Origin of the sequence: Microbacterium sp. CCNWLW134, assembly GCF_037083565.1 — a bacterium.
In the GTDB taxonomy this organism is placed as follows: Bacteria; Actinomycetota; Actinomycetes; order Actinomycetales; family Microbacteriaceae; genus Microbacterium.
Genome location: NZ_JBAOJU010000001.1, coordinates 1,626,842 through 1,647,309, shown reverse-complemented (window position 1 = coordinate 1,647,309; position 20,468 = coordinate 1,626,842). Strand labels below are relative to the sequence as shown.

Genomic DNA, 20,468 nt, shown 5'->3' with positions numbered 1-20,468 from the left:
TGCCTTCGACGCTATCGCGGCAGCGGTGCCCCGTCGAAGGCCCGCGGGATGTCTCGCGGATCGTGTCTGCGGGGCTTTCGGCCGCTGGCGGCCCAGGCGCGAGCGCGGCTGCGGATCTCGGGGGCCTGCAGCGGCTCGGCACTGAAGTAGTGACCGGCGTATCGCAGCGCCACCGCCGTCTTCCAGTCCTCCGTCGCCAGGGCGCCGAGCACGCGGGACTTCGGTGCGGCGGGCCGCTCCAGCCCGTGCAGCATCGCGCCCGGAAAGACACCGTCGCTTCGGACGACGGAATCGAAGACGAAGTCGAGAGTCGGGCGGAAAGCCTCCTGGATGCGTCCCGCGGCCCCCGTGGCATCCGCCGTCTCAAGCAGGATGTCGCGCATCGTCCGCGCCTCGACCGCAGCAACCGACATCCCCTGACCGTAGATGGGGTTCAGGGCGAGCACCGCATCGCCGATGGCCACGAATCCATCGGGGCGCACGGGCATGTCTTCGAACCGGCGCCGACGCGACCCACGGATGCGGAACGGTTTGGGATCGCCCAGAAAGTCCGCTCGGCGCGCAGCCTCGGCGACTACGGGTGATCTCACCGCCTCGAGGTGGGCGATGAGGCGCTCGCGCGTCGCCGGCGGCGGACTGTCGGACTGCGACAGCGCGACGATCTGGTGGAGACCGTTGTCGCATGGCAGCAGGACCGCCCCGTGAGGGCTCTCGGGCAATGGCGGGATGAGGTAGCCCTGGATGTCGTCGCGGAGGGTCCCCGGGGCGAGTCGGACGACGGCGGTGGCGTAGCTCACCGTGTTCACGATCTCCTGCTCGGGCGGCGGGACGAATCCGAGCTCCGCCAGCCAGTCCGACGCGTGCGAGGTACGGCCTGACGCGTCCACGACGAGGTCGGCGTGGAGATGTGGTCTGCCGATTCCCTTGAGGACGATGCCTCTCACGGCGTCCTCGCCTCCTGGGTGCAGTCCCACGACCTGGCCCTCCACGATGCGCACCTGCGGGATCTCGGTGACCTTGCGGCGGAGGGCGTCTTCGAGGACCACGCGGCGGATGCCGTAGATCCACGCTTCACTGGGACCGCGGGCGGCCCACCCCTGCGAGCTCAGGCTCGCGATTCCCCGAGGAGAGTCGTACCAGGCCGCTCCGGCTCGGAGGAATTCGCCAGCCACACCGGGAACGAGGTCTTCGAACGACTCCTGCCCGATCGCGAGGATGGCATGCATCTGCTCATCCTGGGGAACGCCCCGGCGATGGAGGGGCACGTCGGGCAGCCTGTCGCGCTCGATGACGGTGACGTTGCCGTACCGGCGCGACAGCGCCGCAGCGGAGAGAAGACCGCCGATGCCTGCGCCGATGACGATGGCGTGGTCGAAACCCATCCGCTTCATGCCTCCCGAATCGCCGAGCCGGGCGTGTGAGGAAACCGTAGCGCGGCTTCGCACCCCCTCGGCGCGAAGGGGACGAACTCGGTCGGTAGCGTGGGCGTGTGCAGACCGTCGGAGTCGACCTCGCAGCCTCCCCCCAGGGCACCGCGATGGCCGTGATCGACTGGCGTGGCCCGACCGCCGACGTGACCGCGCTCATCGTCGGGATCGGCGACCGCGACATCGTCTCCGTTGCGCGCGGCGCGGCCTCGATCGGCATCGATTGCGCCCTGGGATGGCCGGTCGACTTCATCGAGTTCGTCTCGCAGCACGCGCGGGGGGAGCCGCCGTCCGGCACAGACTCGGGTCTGGAATGGCGACGCCGTCTCGCCTATCGGCACACCGACCGCGTCGTGCGCGAGCGAACGGGGCGGTGGCCGCTCAGCGTCGCCACCGATCGGCTCGGGCTGACCGCGATGCGCTGCGCGGAACTCACCGCGCTGTTCAGCGCGGCGGGCGTGTCCGTCGATCGGTCGGGAGCGGGCGTCCTGGTCGAGGTCTATCCCGCCGCCGCGCTGCGCCTGTGGGGGATCGCCGTCCCGGCGTACAAGGTCGACCCCGCCGCGCGGCGTGAGGCGGTCTCGACGCTGACCGCCGCCGCGCCGTGGCTGCGCATCCCGACCGCGATCGAAGCCGACATGCTGCGGTCGGCCGACGCCTTCGACGCCGTCGTGGCAGCACTCAACGCCCGTGCGCACGCGATCGGCGCCACGATTCCCGTTCCCCCCGACGCGGCGCACCTCGCGCGCGTCGAAGGGTGGATCGCCCTTCCTGAAAGAGCGCTGGCGGAGCTGGTCGACGCGCCCCGGGCACACGGCGATTGACCCGGGCGGTGCGGCATGCTCGAAGGGTTCCCACCCGAGGAGGATGCCGTGCCCGATCCCCGCCGAGAACCCACTCGTGTCGGCCCGCTGCAGTTCGCTCCGGCGGAAGCGCCGGAGCGCTGGCGGCTGACGATGACGCCCGCCGAGGGTGCGCTGTGCGAGGCGACGTGGGGGGAGTGGGTGCGTTTCGCGCAGCGTGTGCTCAGGCTGGACGCCCTTTCGCGCGATCTCGAGGAGCGAGGTGACGCCTGGGATCGCGGCTTCGCCGCTGGCCGGGCCGCCACAGCGGACGGGAAGGCCGAGTCCGGCTCCGCCAATCCCTACCGCTGACGACTCGAAGAGCGAGCGGCGCCTCCCTCGACCGCGACGATCCGATGGTCCTCGTCGTGAGTGAGCTCCGATGCGAGGAAGCCCGGATCCGTGGGCAGAACGAGGTTGAATCGCGCGAAGGCGCCGACCGTGAGGGCGCCCTCGTTGAGCGTGAGGTCCAGAACGTGGCCTCCGGCGTGGCGATCGGCTGCGAGGAAGTGAACGTGCAGCCCTGCGACGGCGATCCCCTGATAGATCGACGGGGCCCAGAAGCCGACCAGCGTCCCCTCGACGTCCGTCAGCACGGTTTCGACCTGCTCGTCGGCGACCTCCGCGAGAGGGCGGAGCGGGAAGTGCTCGCGCCGTGTCGCCCGAACGCGGATCGTCCCGAACTCGCCGTCGACGCGGACGGAGTGGAAGAGATTGCGGCTCACCGTCGAGGCCTCCACGAGCGAGGTGAGGATCGCGAGGTCCGCAGGACCGGTGGGCACGGGGGTCACGGAGGGCTCGGCGCACACGTCGGCGAAGGGAAGGACATCCTCGCCGGTCATGCGATGGGGTGGTCCGTCGACCGTGCATGCGTACGCCATCCCGTCGACGATGACCACCTCGCCCCCCAGGCGATCGCAGCATCCGATACCGAAGTCGCCGTGTCGGAGCGCATCCGCGACCGGCATCCCGGACTCGTACGCGCCGGCCAGAAGCGCGTCGAGCACCGCGAACTGCGTCACGGCGCCGGCAGAGATCCGCCCGGGCGTCTTCATCCCCATTCGATCAGGAGGATGCTCTGCTTGGTGTCGGCGATCTTCACCGTTCCCGCCTGGAAGTAGTAGGTGATGCCGTATCCGTTCTCATCGGTGGCCACCGCCGTTTCGGCCGGCTCGGTGACGTACACCCCCTCCGGATCGTCCTCGACCGTCCATCCCTCCGCCTGAAGGCGCGCCCGCGCCTCGTCGGCCGTCGCCTCATCGATCGGAGCCCAGCCGTAGATGTGGAGCTGGTCGCTGGCCGGACCGTCGAAATTCGCCCAGACGCATTCGATGCCGCCCGGGATCTCCTCACCGGTGATGGTGAACGGCGAGGCCTGGGCGCTCCAGCCCACGCTGTCGTAATCGGCGACCGTGGTCTCGGGGATGATCGTCTCGCACGTCGGGTCGGTGACCGGCGCGGGTTCTTCGGTGGGCGGCGTCGAGGGTTCAGCCGTGGGCGAGGAAGCCACCGGCGACGGCGGCGGCGAGGGCTGGGCGTCCCCGGTCTCCGCCGCACACGCAGTGACAGCGAACAGCGCGACGGTGAGCGCGCCGCCGGCGAAGAGGCGGCGAAGGGCAGAGGTCATCGATCGATCTCCGGGATGGGGGAGTGCAGCAGGTCGAGGAAGGTCTGGTGAAGCGAGCCGTTCGTGGCCAGCGACGACCCCGCGGTCAGCGTTTCCGCGCCGGTGAAATCAGTGAACCGCCCGCCGGCTTCGTGGACGATGGGCACGAGCGCGGCGATGTCGTACTCCTGCACGCCGAACTCGGCGACGAATTCCAAGCGGCCCTCCGCCAGCAGCATGTACGGCCAGGCATCGCCGTAGCCGCGATCGCGCCACACTGCCGCGGTCAGCCTCTCGAGGGCCGCCAGCTGACCGGCCTCCCGCCACTGGCCGATGCTCTGGAAGCTCACGCTCGCTTCGGTCAGGGAGTCGACGGATGACGCGGCGAGGCGCCGCGGACTGCCGTCGGCGGCGTTCGTCCAGGCGCCGAGACCGCTGGCCGCCCACCAGCGCCGGGCGATCGCGGGCTGACTGACGACACCGACGCGCGGCACGCCGTCGACCGTCAGCGCGATGAGCGTCGACCACATCGGCACGCCCCGGAGGTAGTTCGCGGTGCCGTCGATCGGGTCGATGACCCAGCGTCGGACACCGGTGCCCGAGGAGCCGAATTCTTCGCCGAACACGTCGTCGTCCGGCCGTTCCTCCGCGAGGACCCCGCGGATGGCCTGTTCGGTGGCGAGGTCGGCTTCGGTGACGTGACTGGCGTCGGCTTTCGTGCGCACGTCGAGATCGGCGGCGTCGAAGCGAGACATCGACACCGCATCGGCGACGTCGGCCAGGCGCAGGGCGAGGGCGAGATCCTCGGTGAGGTCCCCGTCGTGAGGGGTATCGAAAACGCTATCCGCAGGCGGCAGGGTCACACTCTCAAGGATAGGTGGCGCGCGCGGTCGGATTTCACCGTGGCGACATCGTGATGGTAATGTTGACCCTCGGTTCGCGGGCCTGTATCGCTGCGACCGGATTCGCGCCTCTAGCTCAATCGGCAGAGCAACTGACTCTTAATCAGTGGGTTCAGGGTTCAAGTCCCTGGGGGCGCACCACCTGAAACGCCCGGACAGACGATTAATCGTCTGACCGGGCGTTTGTCGTCGAGATGACCCGACGTGCCTGATGCTGGGGATCGCTTGGAACCGGGCACAGAATGACCCACCGTCTTCTCCCCATGGCAAGCGATCGCGAGCATGGCGTTCTTCGTGGGTAGGAGAACCGCTGTGGATAAGCTGGACGGCCGGTAACGCTGAAGCCCGAACCGATGCAGGGGAACCTGAAGAGCTTTCAGAAGGCAGGTGGATACCTTCTAGAACTCACACACCCAACCGTCTTTGTCCCGATCCTGATACCAGCCGTACTCTACGTCGACGCCCTGCTGATAGTTGCCGTACCCGTTGTCGTTAGCCTCACCGCAGGTGCCGAACTGCGGATCGGTCGCCGGAGCTGCGGGCTCAGGAGCGGGAGCAGGGGCGGCAGGTGCGGGAGCAGAGGCCGCCGGCGCCGGAGGCGGCTCGGGGGCGGGCTGGGGCGGCATCTCGTGCACGGCGTCGGAGGCGACGTAGTCGCCCTCGAGCGGATGCCCGCCGTAGTTGTCGCGACTGTCGTACTTCGCGATTGCCCAACCCGTCTGAACCATGTGCGCACCCGCGTCCTGGCCGTTCACGCGGACGTACCTCAGCAGTCGCCCGTACTGGTCCTTGTCGTCCCGGCCCTCGACCGGGACCATCGTCAGCGGTCCAGCTCCCAGGAAGGCCGCAAGCTCTGCTTTGGCCTCATCATGACCCCACACGCCTTGCTCGGGCGCGTCGATTCCGATGAGGCGAACGTCACCGGCACTTGTCGTGATCGTGTCGCCATCTACAACACCCACCAGGTCTGCACTCTGCTCGGTCGGCGTCGGCGTCGGTGACTCGCTCTGGATGGGAGCGGCGAGGGCCTTCGGGGTTGATGTCGGCGCTTCTTCGGCGACTGCGACAGAGTCCTCATTTCCGGCACCGTTCATGACCGCGTTCGCGATGCTTCCGGTGACGAAGAAGCCGATCGCAGAAGCCACTGTGATCCATGTCGCCGCCTTGCGGCTGGGGAAACGAAGCCAAGTTGGAGTGTTGCGCGCCATTGCGACAATGCCGGTGATGAGTATCACGAGGAAGATCACCGCGAATATGGGCGACAGCAGAATCCCGACGACCATGCCCACCAGGCCGATGAGAATCCATGCCCAGAGCGGGAGGCGGCGCTTTGTCCTGGTCGGCGGCAGCTGCGGAGCCGGCGGGCTTAGGCCATCGCCAGGCGCGGTCGAGTGACTAGTCACCAAGGGTCCCCCATGCGTTTCTCAGGGACCTCCCCAGATCCCAACTGCGATGACACTACAACCCGAACTGGCAAACGCTTGGCTGGAGGTGGCGTGAATCCTTCTCAGGCCTACCCTTGAACGGTGGATGAGCTGAATGGCTGGAGCAGCCGCACTGTCCTGAGTGCGGGACGATGACGGTCGACACGGGGCGCGGCTACGTGTGCCGCAGATGCAACCTCGTGTTCATCCGCACGGTCGGCTCGAACCCGTCAGCTCGATGACGGACGCTGACGTGCGAAGCGAGCGCATCCGTCGATACCTCGACGATGCGGACGCCGCGATCGAGCGTCACGTCGCTCGTCAGGGGGACTTCGATGAGGGCCGGCGCGCGATCGACTCAGCGCTGCAAGCGATGTATCGCGCCTTCAACGGGCTGAATGGACAGCCGGCTTTCTGGGATCGTGCGGACGCTGACGACGGACTTACGCTGCAGGCGTTGATCTACGTTCGCGGGCGAATGGAGCACGACGTGCTCGTCGAGTCTCACGAGGAGCAGCCGACGCTCCCCGGTGACGATGTCCCGCCGTCCGATGACCTACTGCCCGGGTCGACCTTCCGTTGGCTGCCCTGGGAGGCCATGAAGCCCTTCATGGTCGCTAATTACGGCCGCGATAAGAAACCCCTCGTGGAGGCGTACGTCGCGGGCGAGTACGTCCTCCCGACGCTCTACCGCGGCCTCAGCCACCTCCGTACCGAACTCTCCCTGTCGGAGGGTCACGAGTAAGCTCCATCCTGCTCGACCGGAGGAAGGATAACCCGGCCGACGTGACGAAGAATAGACCCCGCTATCCCTCCCGATTTGTTCACGCGAGAGGTGGGAGGACGCTCAGTGGGTTCAGGGTTCAAGTCCCTGGGGGCGCACCACCTCACCAAACGCCCTGGTTCGCCGGGGCGTTTCGTGTGTCCCTCCCCGTCGACGCCCTACGCTGAGGTCGGGCGCCGCTCGAGCCGGCGCCGGCGAGCGAAGGAGCCGGGATGACCGACAGCGACCTGCACGGAAAGCGCGCCGTCGTCACAGGCGGCGCAAGCGGCATCGGGCTGGCCTGCGTGAAGGAGTTCCGCCGCCGCGGTGCACATGTCATCGTCGCCGATCACCACGTCTACCAGACCGAGGCGGTGGCTGAGGAGCTGGGAGCCGAGCCATGGGTGGTCGATCTGGCCGACACCGCTGCCCTGGAGGACGTCCGGCTGGATGTCGACATCCTGGTCAACAACGTCGGGATGCAGCGGGTCAACCCGATCGTCGATTTCCTGCCGGAGGACTTCCGGCACATCCAGCGGCTCATGGTCGAGTGTCCCTTCCTGCTCATCCGGGCGGCACTGCCCGGGATGTCCCGGCGGGGATGGGGGCGCATCATCAACATCTCCAGCGTCCACGGCCTGCGTGCGAGCGCATTCAAGTCGGCCTACGTCACGGCCAAGCACGGACTCGAGGGCCTGTCGAAGGTCACGGCGCTCGAGGGCGCCCGCTCCGGCGTGACGAGCAACTGCGTCAGTCCCGCCTACGTTCGAACGCCCCTGGTCGAGCGACAGATCGCCGACCAGGCTCGGCTCCACGGCATCGGCGAAGACGAGGTGATCGAGAAGATCATGCTCACCGAGACGGCGGTCAAGCGCCTCATCGAGCCCGAGGAGGTCGCCTCCCTCGTGGGTTGGCTGGTCGGCGACAGCGCAGGCATGGTCACGGGGGCCTCCTACACGATGGACGGCGGCTGGACCGCGCGATGAACGCGCATCGTTTCCACCGCTATCGCACTCGCGATGTCCCCGTTCCCGGGGGTGCCCTCCGTGTCGGGGTGTGGGAACCGATCGGACCTGTGCGCGGAGAGATTCTGGCGGTCCACGGTGTGACGTCGTCCCACCGCGTGTGGGCGCACACCGTCGAGAGGCTGCCGGGGGTCCGGATCATCGCGCCCGACCTGCGCGGCCGCGGCCGCAGCACCGCAGACCGCCCCGCCGGTATGGCCCGCCACGCCGACGATCTCGCCCTCGTCCTCGCCGAGACCTCGGGACGGGTGCCCGTCGTCGTCGGTCACTCGATGGGCGGCTTCGTCTCGGTGGTGCTGGCCCACCGGCATCCGGATCTCCTCGATCGGCTGCTGCTCGTCGACGGCGGCCTGCCCCTGCAGGCGCCCGTGGGGCTCTCGCCAGAGGAGACCGTCGCCGCGATCCTCGGACCCACGGCCGCGCGACTCCGCATGAGGTTCGACGACGAGGCCGACTACCTGCGCTTCTGGCGCGTGCACCCGGCCTTTCCGCCGCCGTGGACGCCGGAGCTCGAGGACTACTTCCGCTACGACCTCCTCGACGCCGGTGACGGCGCGCTGCGACCCGCGACGAGCGAGGCCGTTACGATCGAGGACACCGTCGATCTCACGACGGGATCGGCTCTGCGCGCCGCCGTGGACGCGCTCGGGCACCCGACCAGGCTGCTCACTGTTCCGCGAGGCCTGCGAGACGAGGAGCCGGGGCTCTACGCGCCCGACCATCTTTCGGCGGTCGTCCGAGAACGACCTGCCATCTCCCACCGGCGCGTCGCGGGCTTCAACCACTACTCGATCCTGCTGACCCCCGAGGGTGGTGCCGTCGTGGCCGACGAGGTCGTCGGCGCGCTGCAAGCCGCGTGACGGGCAGGCGCCGACCAGCGCGGGCGTGATCCGATCGAGGATCGCGGCGAGGTCCGTGACGAGCCGGCCGCTGACGTCCTTCGCGGCGGCCACCGCCGGTGCGGTGCCGAGTCGCTCCGCGATGAGGGAGAGCACCTCTCGCAGTTCGCCGTCGATGACCCCGTCTGTGACAGGCGACGTCGTCCTGCTGGTCGAGGCCTCGGGTGTCTGCGATGCGCAGCCGGCGCAGCGCTCATCGCCCTGTTGCGGCGATGCGCGCGGTGAGTTGGTGGGCGTGGGCGAGGAGAGTCTTGCCGAGGTCGGCGAGCCGGTCGGCCGAGAATCGGAACTGCACGCCGGTCAGGCTCAGCGCCCACTGCGGATGGCCGTCGCGGGCGAAGACGGCGGCGCCGAGTCCCCAGCTCCCTTCCACGATGAGTCCCGGGTTGACCGCGTACCCGCGCGCCTGCGTCTCGCGGATGCGCGCGCGAAGCCGCGCCGGTGCGTGGGACGCCCCCCAGTGATCGGCGAGATCCGGATGGCGCTCGAGATAGGCGTCCACATCGTGGTTGGGAAGGAACGACAGGATGGCCAGGCCCGCCGATGCGACTCCCAACGGGAAGCGCACCCCCTCGGACAGCACGAAGGAACGAATGGGGAAGCTCCCCTCCTCGCGGAGCAGACACACCGTCTCGTCCCCGCGTCGCACGGACAGGAAGGCACTCTCCTCGGTGCGGACAGCCAGGGAACGCACGATGTCCCGTGCGAGATCGGTGATGTCGTAACGAGCAGCGGCAACCGTTCCCATGAGGTAGAGCTCCGGACCGGGAAGCCATCTGCCGAGGCGTTCGTCGAAGTCCACCAGTCCCTCGTGCCGCAGCGCCTGGAGGATGCGATGCGCGGTCGGCCGGGTCAGGCCGGCGCGCGCGGCGAGGTCCCTCATCGAGGCCCCTTCGCCCCCAGCGGCGGTGACGATCCGCAGCAGGCGGGCTGCGCGCCCGATCGCCTGGGTGCCGGGAACGCTTTGACGATCGGCGCTGTCCATGATGTGGACGGTACGCGCCGGATCATCCACATCGCAAGCACCGGGTGGTCCTGCGATCTTCTCGCGGCGAGGATGGAGGGACCCGACCGACGAACCCCGGGGAGTGCGCGTGATCGACAAGACCTTCGCTTCCGCAGCTGCTGCGGTGGCCGACATCCCCGATGGCGCGAGCCTCGCCGTGGGCGGATTCGGCCTCTCGGGCAACCCCATCGCCCTGATCGAAGCGATCCTCGCGCAGGGAACGACGGATCTCAGCGTCGTGAGCAACAACTGCGGTGTCGACGACTGGGGGCTCGGGGTGCTCCTCCAGGCCCGCCGCATCCGCAAGATGACCTCGTCGTACGTGGGGGAGAACAAGGAGTTCGAGCGTCAATTCCTCTCCGGCGAGCTCGAGCTCGAGCTCACCCCGCAGGGAACGCTCGCAGAGAAGCTGCGAGCGGGCGGCTCGGGAATCGCGGCCTTCTTCACCCAGACCGGGGTGGGGACGCAGGTGGCCGAGGGCGGTCTGCCCCGCCGCTATCACCCGGACGGATCGATCGCCGTGGCCTCGGCGCCGAAGGATGTCCGGGTCTTCGACGTGCACGGCTCTCCTCGCGAGTTCGTGCTGGAAGAGGCCATCGTCACCGACTTCGCCCTGGTGCACGCGCGTCGGGGAGACCGCGCGGGCAACCTGGTGTTCAACAAGTCCGCGCGCAACTTCAATCCTCTCGCCGCGATGGCCGGCAGGGTCTGCATCGCGCAGGTCGAAGAGCTCGTCGAGCCGGGGGAGCTCGACCCCGATCAGATCCATCTCCCCGGGATCTTCGTTCATCGCATCATCGAGGTCGGCACCGGGGTCGAGAAACGCATCGAGAAGCGCACGGTCGCGGCATCGGATGCGAAGGAGGGGCGCTGACATGGCACTGACGAGGGTCCAGATGGCGACGCGCGCGGCTCGGGAGCTGCGCGACGGCGCGTACGTCAATCTCGGAATAGGTCTGCCGACCCTTGTTCCCAACCACCTGCCGGCGGGGGTGAAGGTCGTCCTGCAGTCCGAGAACGGGATTCTGGGCGTGGGACCCTATCCGGCCGATGCGGACGTCGATCCCGACCTGATCAACGCCGGCAAAGAGACGGTCACCGTTCTTCCCGGATCGGCGTTCTTCGATTCCGCGACCAGTTTCGGGATGATCCGCGGCGGCAAGATCGACGCCGCGATCCTGGGGGCGATGCAGGTCTCTCGGCACGGGGATCTGGCGAACTGGATGATCCCCGGCAAGATGGTGAAGGGCCCGGGAGGCGCCATGGACCTCGTCCATGGCGCAGCCAAGGTGATCGTCCTCATGGAGCACGTGGCCAAGGACGGATCACCCAAGATCGTGCTCGAATGCACGCTGCCGTTGACCGGGCGCGGAGTTGTGGATCGCATCATCACCGATCTCGCGGTGATCGACGTCACGTCCCAGGGGCTTGTGCTCGCCGAGCTCGCCCCGGGTGTCAGCGTGGACGAGGTGCGGTCCAAGACCGAGCCGCCGCTCATCGTTACGAAGAACCTCGAGGAGCACGCATGAACCACGAAGACGTCGTCATCGTCGCCGCAGCCCGCACCGCGCAGGGACGGCTGAAGGGCCAACTCGCACCGCTCACCGCGGTGCAGCTCGGCAGCGCGGCGATGGCCGGTGCGCTCGCGCGGGGAGGGATCGCCGCCGATGCCGTCGACGCGGTGCTGGTGGGCCAGGTGCTCGCCGCAGGAGCGGGCCAGAATCCCGCGCGACAGGCGGCCATCGGGGCGGGGATCGCCTGGCAGGTTCACGCGAGCAGCGTCAACAAGGTGTGCCTGTCGGGCCTCACAGCCGTGATCGATGCCGCGCGCATGATCCGCCTGGGTGACGCGCGCGTCGTGGTCGCCGCGGGAATGGAGTCGATGACACGCGCCCCGCATCTGCTGATGAACTCCCGCGACGGCTACAGCTACGGGTCGATCGAGGTGCTCGACCACATGGCGTACGACGGGCTGACCGATGCGTATGACGCGGAGAGCATGGGCGCCTCCACCGAGCGACACAACGGTGTGCTGGGGATCACCCGCGAGGCACAGGACGCCGTCGCGGCCCGGTCTCATCAGCGCGCGTCGGCGGCCCAGCGTGAGGGGATCTTCGACGCGGAGATCGTGCCCGTCGAGGTGCCGCAGCGCCGGGGCGCGCCCATCGTGGTGGCGGCGGACGAAGGGATCAGGCCCGACACCACCGTCGAGACCCTCGCCGGCCTGCGTCCCGCTTTCGCGAAGGACGGCACGATCACCGCGGGCAATTCCTCGCAGATCTCCGACGGCGCCTCCGCGGTCGTCCTCACCTCGCGATCGCACGCCGACGAGAACGGATGGCCCGTGCTGGCGGTGGTCGGCGCGGCAGGACAGGTCGCCGGCCCCGACAACTCGCTGCACTCGCAGCCGTCGCGTGCGATCGCGCAGGCGTGCCGCCGGCAGGGGATCGAGCCCGCCGAGCTCGACCTGGTCGAGATCAACGAGGCGTTTGCTGCCGTCGTGGTGCGGTCGCAGCAGGAGCTGGGCCTGGACGATGAGGTGATCAACCCCCATGGCGGCGGCATCGCCATCGGTCACCCGATCGGCGCCTCGGGCAACCGGCTCGTCGTCCACGCGGTGCACGAGCTGGTCCGCCGGGGGAGCGGCACCGCCGCTGTCGGGCTGTGCGGTGGCGGTGGCCAGGGGGATGCCCTGATCCTCACGCGCTGAGATCCCGGCGACTTTCCGGTGATCAGCGTCCGCGACGCGCGCGCTTCTTCATGAGCTTGTCCTCGCGCCCGCTCACCGGGGAGTCCAGATCGATGTTCTTCCCGCGCGCCGCGCGCCGCGTGTCGACGATCGTTCCGATCGCCAGCGCGAGACTGATGCCCCAGCTGAGCCATGCGAGGGCCATGCGCCACGTGAAGGATTCACCGTTGCGGAGCCCGCGGAGGAGTGCCAGGCCGCCGGTGATGGCGCTGATGATGCCGGAACCGAAGAGGTAGGAGCGCATGGCGCCACGCTATCGCGACCGCTAGCCACAGTCCCGACCTTGACACAACCCCCACCGCCCCCACGGCGCCCGAAGACGCCGACCGATAGCCTGGGGACAAGCCGTCCGCCTCGTGAGGAGTCCGTGTGTCTGAAGCCCCGCTCGTCGTCGTCGCGAACAGACTTCCGGTCGATCGAGACCCCGACGGGGGGTGGCGCCGGTCGCCGGGCGGCCTCGTCACCGCGCTCGAGCCGGTCATGCGCCGCACGCACGGTGCCTGGGTCGGATGGGCCGGCAAACCCGGACTCGACGTCGAGCCGTTCGACTTCGACGGCACGCACCTCCACCCGGTCCGCCTGGACGCCGACGAGGTCGAGAACTACTACGAGGGGTTCTCGAACGACACGATCTGGCCGCTCTACCACGACGTCATCAGTGCTCCGCGCTATCGGCGGGTCTGGTGGGACGCGTACGTCTCGGTCAACGAGCGGTTCGCCGACGCCGCGGCGGAGGTGGCTGCCCAGAACGCGACCGTGTGGGTGCAGGACTACCAGCTTCAGCTCGTCCCGCAGCTTCTCCGTGAGAAGCGCCCCGACCTCACGATCGGCTACTTCCACCACATCCCCTTCCCCGCCTACGGTCTGTTCGCGCAGCTTCCGTGGCGTCGCCAGGTGCTCGAGGGACTGCTCGGCGCCGATGTCATCGGGTTCCAGCGGGTGCAGGACGCCGGCAACTTCGCCCGCGCGGTGCGCCGCCAGCTGCGTTTGGACACCAAGGCGAGCGGCATCACCGTCCCGCTGCCTGACGGGGGAGAGCGCATCGCGCTGGCCCGCGCGTTCCCCATCTCGATCGACGCGGACTCCTACATCGAGATGGCCCGTCGCCCTGACATCCAGGCGAGAGCGGCGGAGATCCGCGAGAGCCTGGGAAACCCCAGGAAGATCCTCCTCGGCGTCGACCGGCTCGACTACACCAAGGGCATCCGTCACCGGCTGAAGGCGTTCGGCGAACTGCTCCAGGACGGACGGGTGAGCGTCGAGGACGTGACCCTCGTCCAGGTCGCCAGCCCCAGCCGCGAGAGGGTGGAAGCCTACGTTCAGCTGCGCGACGAGATCGAGCTCACCGTGGGGCGGATCAACGGGGATCACGACACCATGGACCACACCGCGATCCGGTACCTGCACCAGTCCTATCCCCGGGAAGAGATGGTCGCGCTCTATCTCGCATCCGACGTGATGCTCGTGACCGCCCTTCGTGACGGGATGAACCTCGTGGCCAAGGAGTACGTCGCCAGTCGCGTCGACAACCGCGGCGTGCTCGTGCTCAGCGAGTTCGCCGGCGCGGCCGACGAACTCGGCAGCGCCATCCGGATCAATCCTCACGACATCGACGGTCTCAAGGACGCCATCGTCCGCGCGATCGAGATGCCCGGCGCCGACCAGGGTCGGCGGATGCGGGCACTGCGCAAGCGCGTGCTGGAGCACGACGTCGAGGATTGGTCTCGCGAGTTCCTCGACGCCCTCGCGGACGTCGCGCACCGGCGGGCCGACCGATGACGGCACCGCACGCCGACCACTCCCGGATCGGCGACGAGCTCGACCGCCTCGCAGCCACGCCGCGGCTCCTCGTCGCACTCGACTTCGACGGCACGCTGGCGCCCCTGCTGGACGAGCCGATGGATGCGCGGATGACGGATGACGCGCGCGCGGCCGTCGACGCGCTCGTCGCCGCCCCTGAGACGGTCGTCGCCTTCGTATCCGGGCGGAGCCTGCACGATCTGCGGGTCATCGGCGAACACGAGGACGACTCGCCGATCCTGCTCGCGGGGTCCCACGGCGCCGAGTTCTGGAGCCCGGACGGCGGCGCCGCGTCGACCCCCGACGACGCCGACGACAAGGCGCTCCGTGACCGGCTCCGTGCCGAGGCCGAGGCGATCACCGCCGTCTTCGACGGCGTGTGGGTCGAGCCCAAGACGTTCGGCTTCGCCGTCCACAGCAGACTCGCCGCCCCCGACGACGCCGACCGCGCGCGCGAGGCCATCGACGACATGGTCGTGCACGAGGCTCCGCACTGGCGTCGCCGCACCGGGCACAACATCGTCGAGTACGCCTTCCGGCATGAGGGGAAGGACACCGCCGTCGCCGCTCTCCGCGAGCGGATCGGAGCGACCGCCGTGCTCTTCGCGGGTGACGACGTCACCGACGAAGACGCGCTGCGGAGCCTCGGAGACGACGATCTGGGCGTCCACGTCGGTACCGGCGAGACGGCTGCGACGATCAGCGTGCCAGACATCGCCGCACTGGCCCAGGCCCTGCGCGGTCTCGCGGAACGGCGGGTCTCACGACGGGAATAGACTGCGATCATGGTGCGCTCCGACATCCCCGACCCGTCCGCCATCGACATCAAGCCCCGCAGTCGCGTCGTCACCGATGGGATCGAGGCCACCACGTCGCGCGGCATGCTCCGCGGTGTCGGGATGGGCGATGAGGACTGGGACAAGCCCCAGATCGGCATCGCCTCGAGCTGGAACGAGATCACTCCCTGCAACCTCAGCCTCGACCGCCTCGCGCAGGGGGCGAAGGAAGGCGTTCACGCCGGCGGCGGATACCCCTTGCAGTTCGGGACCATCTCCGTCTCCGATGGGATCTCGATGGGTCACGAGGGCATGCACTTCTCGCTGGTCTCGCGTGAGGTGATCGCCGACTCGGTGGAGACCGTCATGATGGCCGAGCGGCTCGACGGCTCGGTGCTGCTCGCCGGGTGCGACAAGTCCATCCCCGGCATGCTGATGGCCTCCGCCCGCCTCGACCTGTCCAGCGTCTTCCTCTACGCCGGTTCGATCGCACCCGGATGGGTCAAACTCTCGGACGGCACCGAGAAGGAGATCACCATCATCGACTCCTTCGAGGGCGTGGGCGCGTGCCTGGCGGGGCGGATGTCGGAGGCCGACCTCAAGCGCATCGAGTGCGCCTTCGCCCCGGGTGAGGGAGCGTGTGGCGGGATGTACACCGCCAACACCATGGCCTCGGTGGCCGAGGCGCTGGGGCTCAGCCTGCCGGGGTCGGCCGCGCCGCCCTCGGCGGATCGTCGCCGCGACTACTTCGCCCGTCGCTCGGGCGAGGCCGTGGTGAACCTCCTGAAGCAGGGAATCACCACGCGCGACATCCTCACCAAGGAGGCCTTCGAGAACGCCATCGCCCTGGCCATGGCGCTCGGCGGATCCACGAACGTCGTGCTGCACCTCCTCGCCATCGCCAACGAGGCCGAGATCGAGTTGAACCTGCACGACTTCAATCGCATCGGCGACAAGGTCCCTCACGTGGCGGACATGAAGCCTTTCGGGAAGTACGTGATGAACGACGTCGACCGCCACGGCGGCATCCCGGTCGTCATGAAGGCGATGCTCGATGAGGGCCTCCTTCACGGCGACGCCCTGACCGTCACCGGGAAGACCCTCGCCGAGAACCTCCGCGACCTCGATCCCGACCCCGTCGACGGCGATGTCATCCACCGCTTCGATGACCCGATCCACGCCACCGGCGGCATCACGATCCTCCACGGTTCGTTCGCCCCGCAGGGTGCCGTGGTCAAGACCGCCGGTTTCGACGCCGCCGTGTTCGAGGGGCCTGCGCGGGTCTTCGAACGCGAGCGCGCCGCGATGGACGCCCTGGAGGCGGGGCAGATCTCCGCCGGCGACGTTGTCGTCATCCGCTACGAGGGGCCGAAGGGTGGCCCCGGGATGCGGGAGATGCTCGCCATCACCGCGGCCATCAAGGGCGCAGGCCTCGGAAAAGATGTACTACTCTTGACGGACGGTCGATTCTCCGGCGGCACAACCGGCCTGTGCATCGGCCACATAGCACCCGAAGCGGTGGACGCAGGTCCCATCGCCTTCGTGCGCGATGGTGATCTGATACGGGTCGATATCGCGGCTCGCACTCTCGACCTACTCGTCGATGACGCAGAGCTGAGCTCCCGCCGCGAGGGCTGGGAGCCCCTTCCCCCGCGCTATACCCGTGGCGTTCTGGCCAAGTACTCGCGACTCGTGCGCTCCGCAGCGGAGGGCGCGGTCACCGGTTAGGCCCGCTTTCCCGCATCCGTTCCACCCATCTGTGAGGACCCTCACCATGCCCGCCGAATCCGCCACGGCCATTCCCCGGCCTCCCGCTCGCACCGCGGCCCCGTCCGCGCCCGTGCTCACGGGCGCGCAGGCGGTCGTCCGCTCCCTCGAACTGCTCGGCGTCACCGACGTCTTCGGTCTGCCCGGGGGCGCGATCCTCCCCGTCTACGACCCGCTGATGGACACCTCCGAGATCCGTCACATCCTCGTGCGTCACGAACAGGGGGCCGGCCATGCGGCCGAAGGCTACGCCTCGGCGTCCGGACGGGTCGGCGTCGCCATCGCGACGTCGGGTCCCGGCGCGACGAACCTCGTCACCGCCATCGCCGACGCCTACATGGACTCGGTGCCCGTGGTCGCCATCACCGGGCAGGTCTTCTCCAATCTGATGGGGACCGACGCGTTCCAGGAGGCCGACATCGTCGGCATCACGATGCCGATCACCAAGCATTCCTTCCTGGTCAAGCGCGCCGAGGACATCCCCGGTGCCATCGCGGCGGCGTTCGAGATCGCCGCGACGGGTCGACCGGGCCCGGTGCTGGTCGACATCACCAAGGACGCCCAGCAGGCCGAAGCTCCCTTCCAGTGGCCGCCGAAGATCGACCTCCCGGGCTACCGACCGGTCACCAGGGCGCACGGAAAGCAGATCCAGGCCGCGGCGCAGCTGATCGCGCAGGCCAAGAAGCCCGTGCTCTACGTCGGCGGTGGCGTGATCCGCGCCCGCGCCGCAGACGAGTTGCGGTCGCTGGCCGAGGCCACTGGCGCGCCGGTCGTGACGACGCTCATGGCCCGCGGCGCCTTCCCCGACTCCCACCCCCAGCACCTCGGTATGCCCGGCATGCACGGGACGGTCCCGGCGGTTCTGGCCCTGCAGGACTCCGACCTCCTCATCGCTCTCGGCTCGCGCTTCGATGACCGCGTCACGGGCAAGGCCGCGCTCTTCGCGCCCGATGCCCAGGTGGTGCACGTCGACATCGACCCCGCCGAGATCGGCAAGATCCGGGCCGCCGACGTGCCGATCGTGGGCGACCTGAAGGAGGTGCTGCCCGATCTCGAGGCGGCCTTCCGCGCGGCGAGCGCCGATGCGGCCCCCGACATCGCCCAGTGGTGGTCGTTCCTCGACGGACTGCGCGACGAGTTCCCGCTGGGGTACGCCCCGACGACCGACGGGCTCCTGGCCCCGCAGTACGTCATCCAGCGCATCGGGGAACTGACCGGACCGGAGGGCATCTACGCCGCGGGCGTGGGTCAGCACCAGATGTGGGCCGCGCAGTTCATCAAGTACGAGCGTCCGAACGCCTGGCTGAACTCCGGCGGGGCGGGCACGATGGGCTACTCGGTGCCGGCGGCGATGGGCGCGAAGGTCGCCGAGCCCGACCGCGTGGTCTGGGCGATCGACGGTGACGGATGCTTCCAGATGACCAATCAAGAGCTCGCCACCTGCGCCATCAACAAGATCCCGATCAAGGTCGCGATCATCAACAACTCCTCCCTCGGCATGGTCCGCCAGTGGCAGACGCTGTTCTACGACGGCCGCTACTCGCACACCGACCTGAACACCGGGCACGACACCATCCGCATCCCCGATTTCGTCAAGCTCGCCGAGGCCTACGGGTGCCTCGCGATCCGCGTGGAGCGGGCTGAGGACGTCGACGCCGCCATCCAGACGGCGCTGGAGACCAACGACCGTCCGGTCGTCATCGACTTCGTCGTGAGCGCGGACGCGATGGTGTGGCCGATGGTGCCGCAGGGCGTCAGCAACAGCTACATCCAGTACGCCCGCGACCACTCGCCGGCCTTCGAGCGGGAGATGTGACATGTCGAGCCACGTGTTGAGCCTCCTGGTGGAGGACAAGCCCGGTCTCCTCACCCGCGTCGCGGGGCTGTTCGCCCGTCGCGGGTTCAACATCGAATCCCTCGCCGTGGGTGTGACCGAGGTCCCCGGCCTCTCTCGCATCACCGTCGTGGTCGACGTCGACGAACTTCCGCTCGAGCAGGTGACGAAGCAGCTGAACAAGCTGGTGAACGTCATCAAGATCGTCGAGTTGGATGCCACGGCATCCGTCCAGCGGGAGCACATGCTCGTCAAGGTTCGTGCCGACAACGCCAACCGGTCCAACGTGCTCGAGGTGGTGAACCTCTTCCGCGCCTCGGTGGTCGACTACGCCCCCGATGCGGTCGTGGTCGAGATCACCGGCGACAAGGGCAAGATCGAGGCGTTCCTGCGCGCGGTCGAGCCGTTCGGCATCAAAGAGCTCGCGCAGTCGGGACTGCTCGCCATCGGGCGCGGCGGCAAGAGCATCACCGAGCGCGTCCTCCGCGGCTGAACCCCTTTTTTCGCAAGCCGCTCCCGGTCGTTGAGCGAGCGAAGCGAGACGAAACGCAACGACCGGAATCACATCAAGGAGAAAGACCGTCATGACAGCTGAGATCTTCTACGACGACGACGCCGACCTCTCGCTCATCCAGGGCAAGAAGGTCGCGATTGTCGGCTACGGCTCGCAGGGGCACGCCCACGCGCTGAACCTCCGCGACTCGGGCGTCGAGGTCGTCATCGCGCTGAAGGACGGGTCGAAGTCGACCGAGAAGGCACAGGAGGAGGGCTTCGAGGTCAAGAACGTCGCGGATGCGGCGGAGTGGGCCGACCTCATCATGATCCTCGCGCCCGACCAGCACCAGCGCGGGATCTTCACCGACCACATCAAGGACAAGCTGACCCCCGGCAAGACCCTTGCCTTCGCCCACGGGTTCAACATCCGCTTCGGCTACATCCAGGCGCCCGAGGGCGTCGACGTGATCCTCGTGGCGCCCAAGGCGCCCGGACACACGGTGCGCCGTGAGTTCGTCGCCGGTCGTGGCATCCCCGACATCATCGCCGTGGAGAACGATGCGTCCGGTCAGGCGTGGGACGTGGCGAAGTCGTACGCCAAGGCGATCGGCGGCACCCGCGCCGGCGTGATCAAGACCACCTTCACCGAAGAGACCGAGACCGACCTCTTCGGCGAGCAGGCGGTGCTGTGCGGTGGGGTGTCGCAGCTGATCCAGTACGGGTTCGAGACCCTCAGCGAGGCCGGATACCAGCCCGAGATCGCGTACTTCGAGGTGCTTCACGAGCTGAAGCTGATCGTCGACCTGATGTGGGAGGGCGGCATCGCCAAGCAGCGCTGGTCGGTGTCGGACACCGCCGAGTATGGCGACTACGTCTCCGGCCCCCGCGTGATCGACCCGCACGTGAAGGAGAACATGCAGGGCGTCCTCGCCGACATCCAGTCCGGAGCCTTCGCGAAGCGCTTCATCGACGACCAGGACAACGGCGGCCAGGAATTCCTCGCTCTCCGCGAGAAGGCGGCTCAGCATCCGATCGAGGAGGTCGGCCGGGGGCTGCGCTCGCTGTTCGCGTGGAAGCAGACCGACGCGGACTACACGGAAGGGTCCGCGGCGCGCTGAGCATCCGTCTTCCGTTCACCTGAGTATCCCGACCC

21 protein-coding genes and 1 tRNA gene are annotated in these 20,468 nt (G+C 68.6%); 15 read left to right on the top strand and 7 right to left on the bottom strand.

What is annotated here, in order from left to right; translation table 11 throughout:
* Positions 1-11 precede the first annotated feature (11 nt).
* Positions 12-1,382, bottom strand: coding sequence for an FAD-dependent oxidoreductase (locus V6S02_RS07830; RefSeq protein WP_336400421.1), 1,371 nt, complete (start codon positions 1,380-1,382; stop codon positions 12-14).
* A 107-nt stretch (positions 1,383-1,489) separates the two neighbouring features.
* On the opposite strand from V6S02_RS07830, the gene V6S02_RS07825 reads away from it, so the two are divergent.
* Together V6S02_RS07825 and V6S02_RS07820 are read left to right on the top strand one after the other, a co-directional pair.
* A complete protein-coding gene (locus V6S02_RS07825) occupies positions 1,490-2,251 on the top strand; it encodes a DUF429 domain-containing protein (protein ID WP_336400420.1) in 762 nt (253 codons plus the stop codon).
* A gap of 48 nt (positions 2,252-2,299) precedes the next feature.
* Positions 2,300-2,581: a hypothetical protein gene (locus tag V6S02_RS07820; RefSeq protein ID WP_336400419.1), complete on the top strand. Its 282-nt coding sequence runs from the start codon at positions 2,300-2,302 to the stop codon at positions 2,579-2,581.
* Here the strand turns inward: V6S02_RS07820 and V6S02_RS07815 are convergent.
* The 3 genes from V6S02_RS07815 to V6S02_RS07805 are packed head-to-tail and all read right to left on the bottom strand — an operon-like array spanning position 2,572 to position 4,738.
* Positions 2,572-3,324: an acetolactate decarboxylase gene (locus V6S02_RS07815; protein ID WP_336400418.1), complete on the bottom strand. Its 753-nt coding sequence runs from the start codon at positions 3,322-3,324 to the stop codon at positions 2,572-2,574. The genes V6S02_RS07820 and V6S02_RS07815 overlap by 10 nt on opposite strands.
* Positions 3,321-3,896 carry a hypothetical protein gene (locus V6S02_RS07810; RefSeq protein WP_336400417.1) on the bottom strand — a complete coding sequence of 192 codons (576 nt, stop codon included), beginning with the start codon at positions 3,894-3,896 and terminating at the stop codon, positions 3,321-3,323. Before V6S02_RS07810 ends, V6S02_RS07815 begins: the two co-directional genes overlap by 4 nt.
* Complete coding sequence (locus tag V6S02_RS07805; protein WP_336400416.1) at positions 3,893-4,738, bottom strand: inositol monophosphatase family protein; 846 nt, start codon at positions 4,736-4,738, stop codon at positions 3,893-3,895. The genes V6S02_RS07810 and V6S02_RS07805 overlap by 4 nt, the downstream gene beginning before the upstream one ends.
* A gap of 104 nt (positions 4,739-4,842) precedes the next feature.
* On the opposite strand from V6S02_RS07805, the gene V6S02_RS07800 reads away from it, so the two are divergent.
* Positions 4,843-4,918: transfer RNA gene (locus tag V6S02_RS07800), tRNA-Lys, on the top strand.
* Positions 4,919-5,175: 257 nt separating this feature from the next.
* Here the strand turns inward: V6S02_RS07800 and V6S02_RS07795 are convergent.
* Complete coding sequence (locus V6S02_RS07795; protein ID WP_336400800.1) at positions 5,176-6,060, bottom strand: thermonuclease family protein; 885 nt, start codon at positions 6,058-6,060, stop codon at positions 5,176-5,178.
* Between the two features lie 379 nt (positions 6,061-6,439).
* Here V6S02_RS07795 and V6S02_RS07790 point away from each other — a divergent pair, with 379 nt between their 5' ends.
* The 3 genes from V6S02_RS07790 (at position 6,440) to V6S02_RS07780 (ending at position 8,849) form a co-directional block, all read left to right on the top strand.
* Positions 6,440-6,946: a hypothetical protein gene (locus V6S02_RS07790; RefSeq protein ID WP_336400415.1), complete on the top strand. Its 507-nt coding sequence runs from the start codon at positions 6,440-6,442 to the stop codon at positions 6,944-6,946.
* Between the two features lie 251 nt (positions 6,947-7,197).
* Positions 7,198-7,950 (top strand): 3-hydroxybutyrate dehydrogenase, encoded by a 753-nt coding sequence (locus tag V6S02_RS07785; RefSeq protein WP_124293473.1) that lies wholly within the window; start codon positions 7,198-7,200, stop codon positions 7,948-7,950.
* On the top strand, positions 7,947-8,849 hold the full coding sequence (locus V6S02_RS07780; RefSeq protein ID WP_336400414.1) for an alpha/beta hydrolase: 903 nt from the start codon (positions 7,947-7,949) through the stop codon (positions 8,847-8,849). The genes V6S02_RS07785 and V6S02_RS07780 overlap by 4 nt, the downstream gene beginning before the upstream one ends.
* Positions 8,850-9,081: 232 nt before the next feature.
* Here the strand turns inward: V6S02_RS07780 and V6S02_RS07775 are convergent, their stop codons facing one another.
* On the bottom strand, positions 9,082-9,873 hold the full coding sequence (locus tag V6S02_RS07775) for an IclR family transcriptional regulator (protein WP_124293471.1): 792 nt from the start codon (positions 9,871-9,873) through the stop codon (positions 9,082-9,084).
* 109 nt (positions 9,874-9,982) lie between these two features.
* Here V6S02_RS07775 and V6S02_RS07770 point away from each other — a divergent pair, with 109 nt between their 5' ends.
* The 3 genes from V6S02_RS07770 to V6S02_RS07760 are packed head-to-tail and all read left to right on the top strand — an operon-like array spanning position 9,983 to position 12,604.
* Positions 9,983-10,768, top strand: coding sequence for a CoA transferase subunit A (locus tag V6S02_RS07770; protein WP_124293470.1), 786 nt, complete (start codon positions 9,983-9,985; stop codon positions 10,766-10,768).
* Position 10,769: 1 nt separating this feature from the next.
* The gene (locus V6S02_RS07765; RefSeq protein ID WP_205782931.1) at positions 10,770-11,423 is read left to right on the top strand and encodes a CoA transferase subunit B; all 654 of its coding nucleotides are present in this window, start codon (positions 10,770-10,772) and stop codon (positions 11,421-11,423) included.
* Positions 11,420-12,604, top strand: coding sequence for an acetyl-CoA C-acetyltransferase (locus V6S02_RS07760; RefSeq protein WP_336400413.1), 1,185 nt, complete (start codon positions 11,420-11,422; stop codon positions 12,602-12,604). The genes V6S02_RS07765 and V6S02_RS07760 overlap by 4 nt, the downstream gene beginning before the upstream one ends.
* A gap of 22 nt (positions 12,605-12,626) precedes the next feature.
* Here V6S02_RS07760 and V6S02_RS07755 read toward each other — a convergent pair whose 3' ends face one another.
* On the bottom strand, positions 12,627-12,887 hold the full coding sequence (locus V6S02_RS07755) for a hypothetical protein (protein ID WP_124293468.1): 261 nt from the start codon (positions 12,885-12,887) through the stop codon (positions 12,627-12,629).
* Between the two features lie 125 nt (positions 12,888-13,012).
* On the opposite strand from V6S02_RS07755, the gene V6S02_RS07750 reads away from it, so the two are divergent.
* The 6 genes from V6S02_RS07750 (at position 13,013) to ilvC (ending at position 20,433) form a co-directional block, all read left to right on the top strand.
* Entirely contained in the window at positions 13,013-14,422 is a 1,410-nt protein-coding gene (locus V6S02_RS07750) for an alpha,alpha-trehalose-phosphate synthase (UDP-forming) (protein WP_336400412.1), read from the top strand.
* Positions 14,419-15,219 carry a trehalose-phosphatase gene (otsB, locus tag V6S02_RS07745; RefSeq protein WP_336400411.1) on the top strand — a complete coding sequence of 267 codons (801 nt, stop codon included), beginning with the start codon at positions 14,419-14,421 and terminating at the stop codon, positions 15,217-15,219. The genes V6S02_RS07750 and otsB overlap by 4 nt, the downstream gene beginning before the upstream one ends.
* Before the next feature lie 9 nt (positions 15,220-15,228).
* The gene (gene ilvD, locus V6S02_RS07740; protein ID WP_205782930.1) at positions 15,229-16,947 is read left to right on the top strand and encodes a dihydroxy-acid dehydratase; all 1,719 of its coding nucleotides are present in this window, start codon (positions 15,229-15,231) and stop codon (positions 16,945-16,947) included.
* A gap of 46 nt (positions 16,948-16,993) precedes the next feature.
* A complete protein-coding gene (locus V6S02_RS07735) occupies positions 16,994-18,802 on the top strand; it encodes an acetolactate synthase large subunit (RefSeq protein WP_124293465.1) in 1,809 nt (602 codons plus the stop codon).
* Between the two features lies 1 nt (position 18,803).
* Complete coding sequence (gene ilvN / locus V6S02_RS07730; protein ID WP_124293464.1) at positions 18,804-19,313, top strand: acetolactate synthase small subunit; 510 nt, start codon at positions 18,804-18,806, stop codon at positions 19,311-19,313.
* Between the two features lie 91 nt (positions 19,314-19,404).
* Positions 19,405-20,433, top strand: coding sequence for a ketol-acid reductoisomerase (ilvC, locus tag V6S02_RS07725; protein WP_124293463.1), 1,029 nt, complete (start codon positions 19,405-19,407; stop codon positions 20,431-20,433).
* Positions 20,434-20,468: the final 35 nt, after the last annotated feature.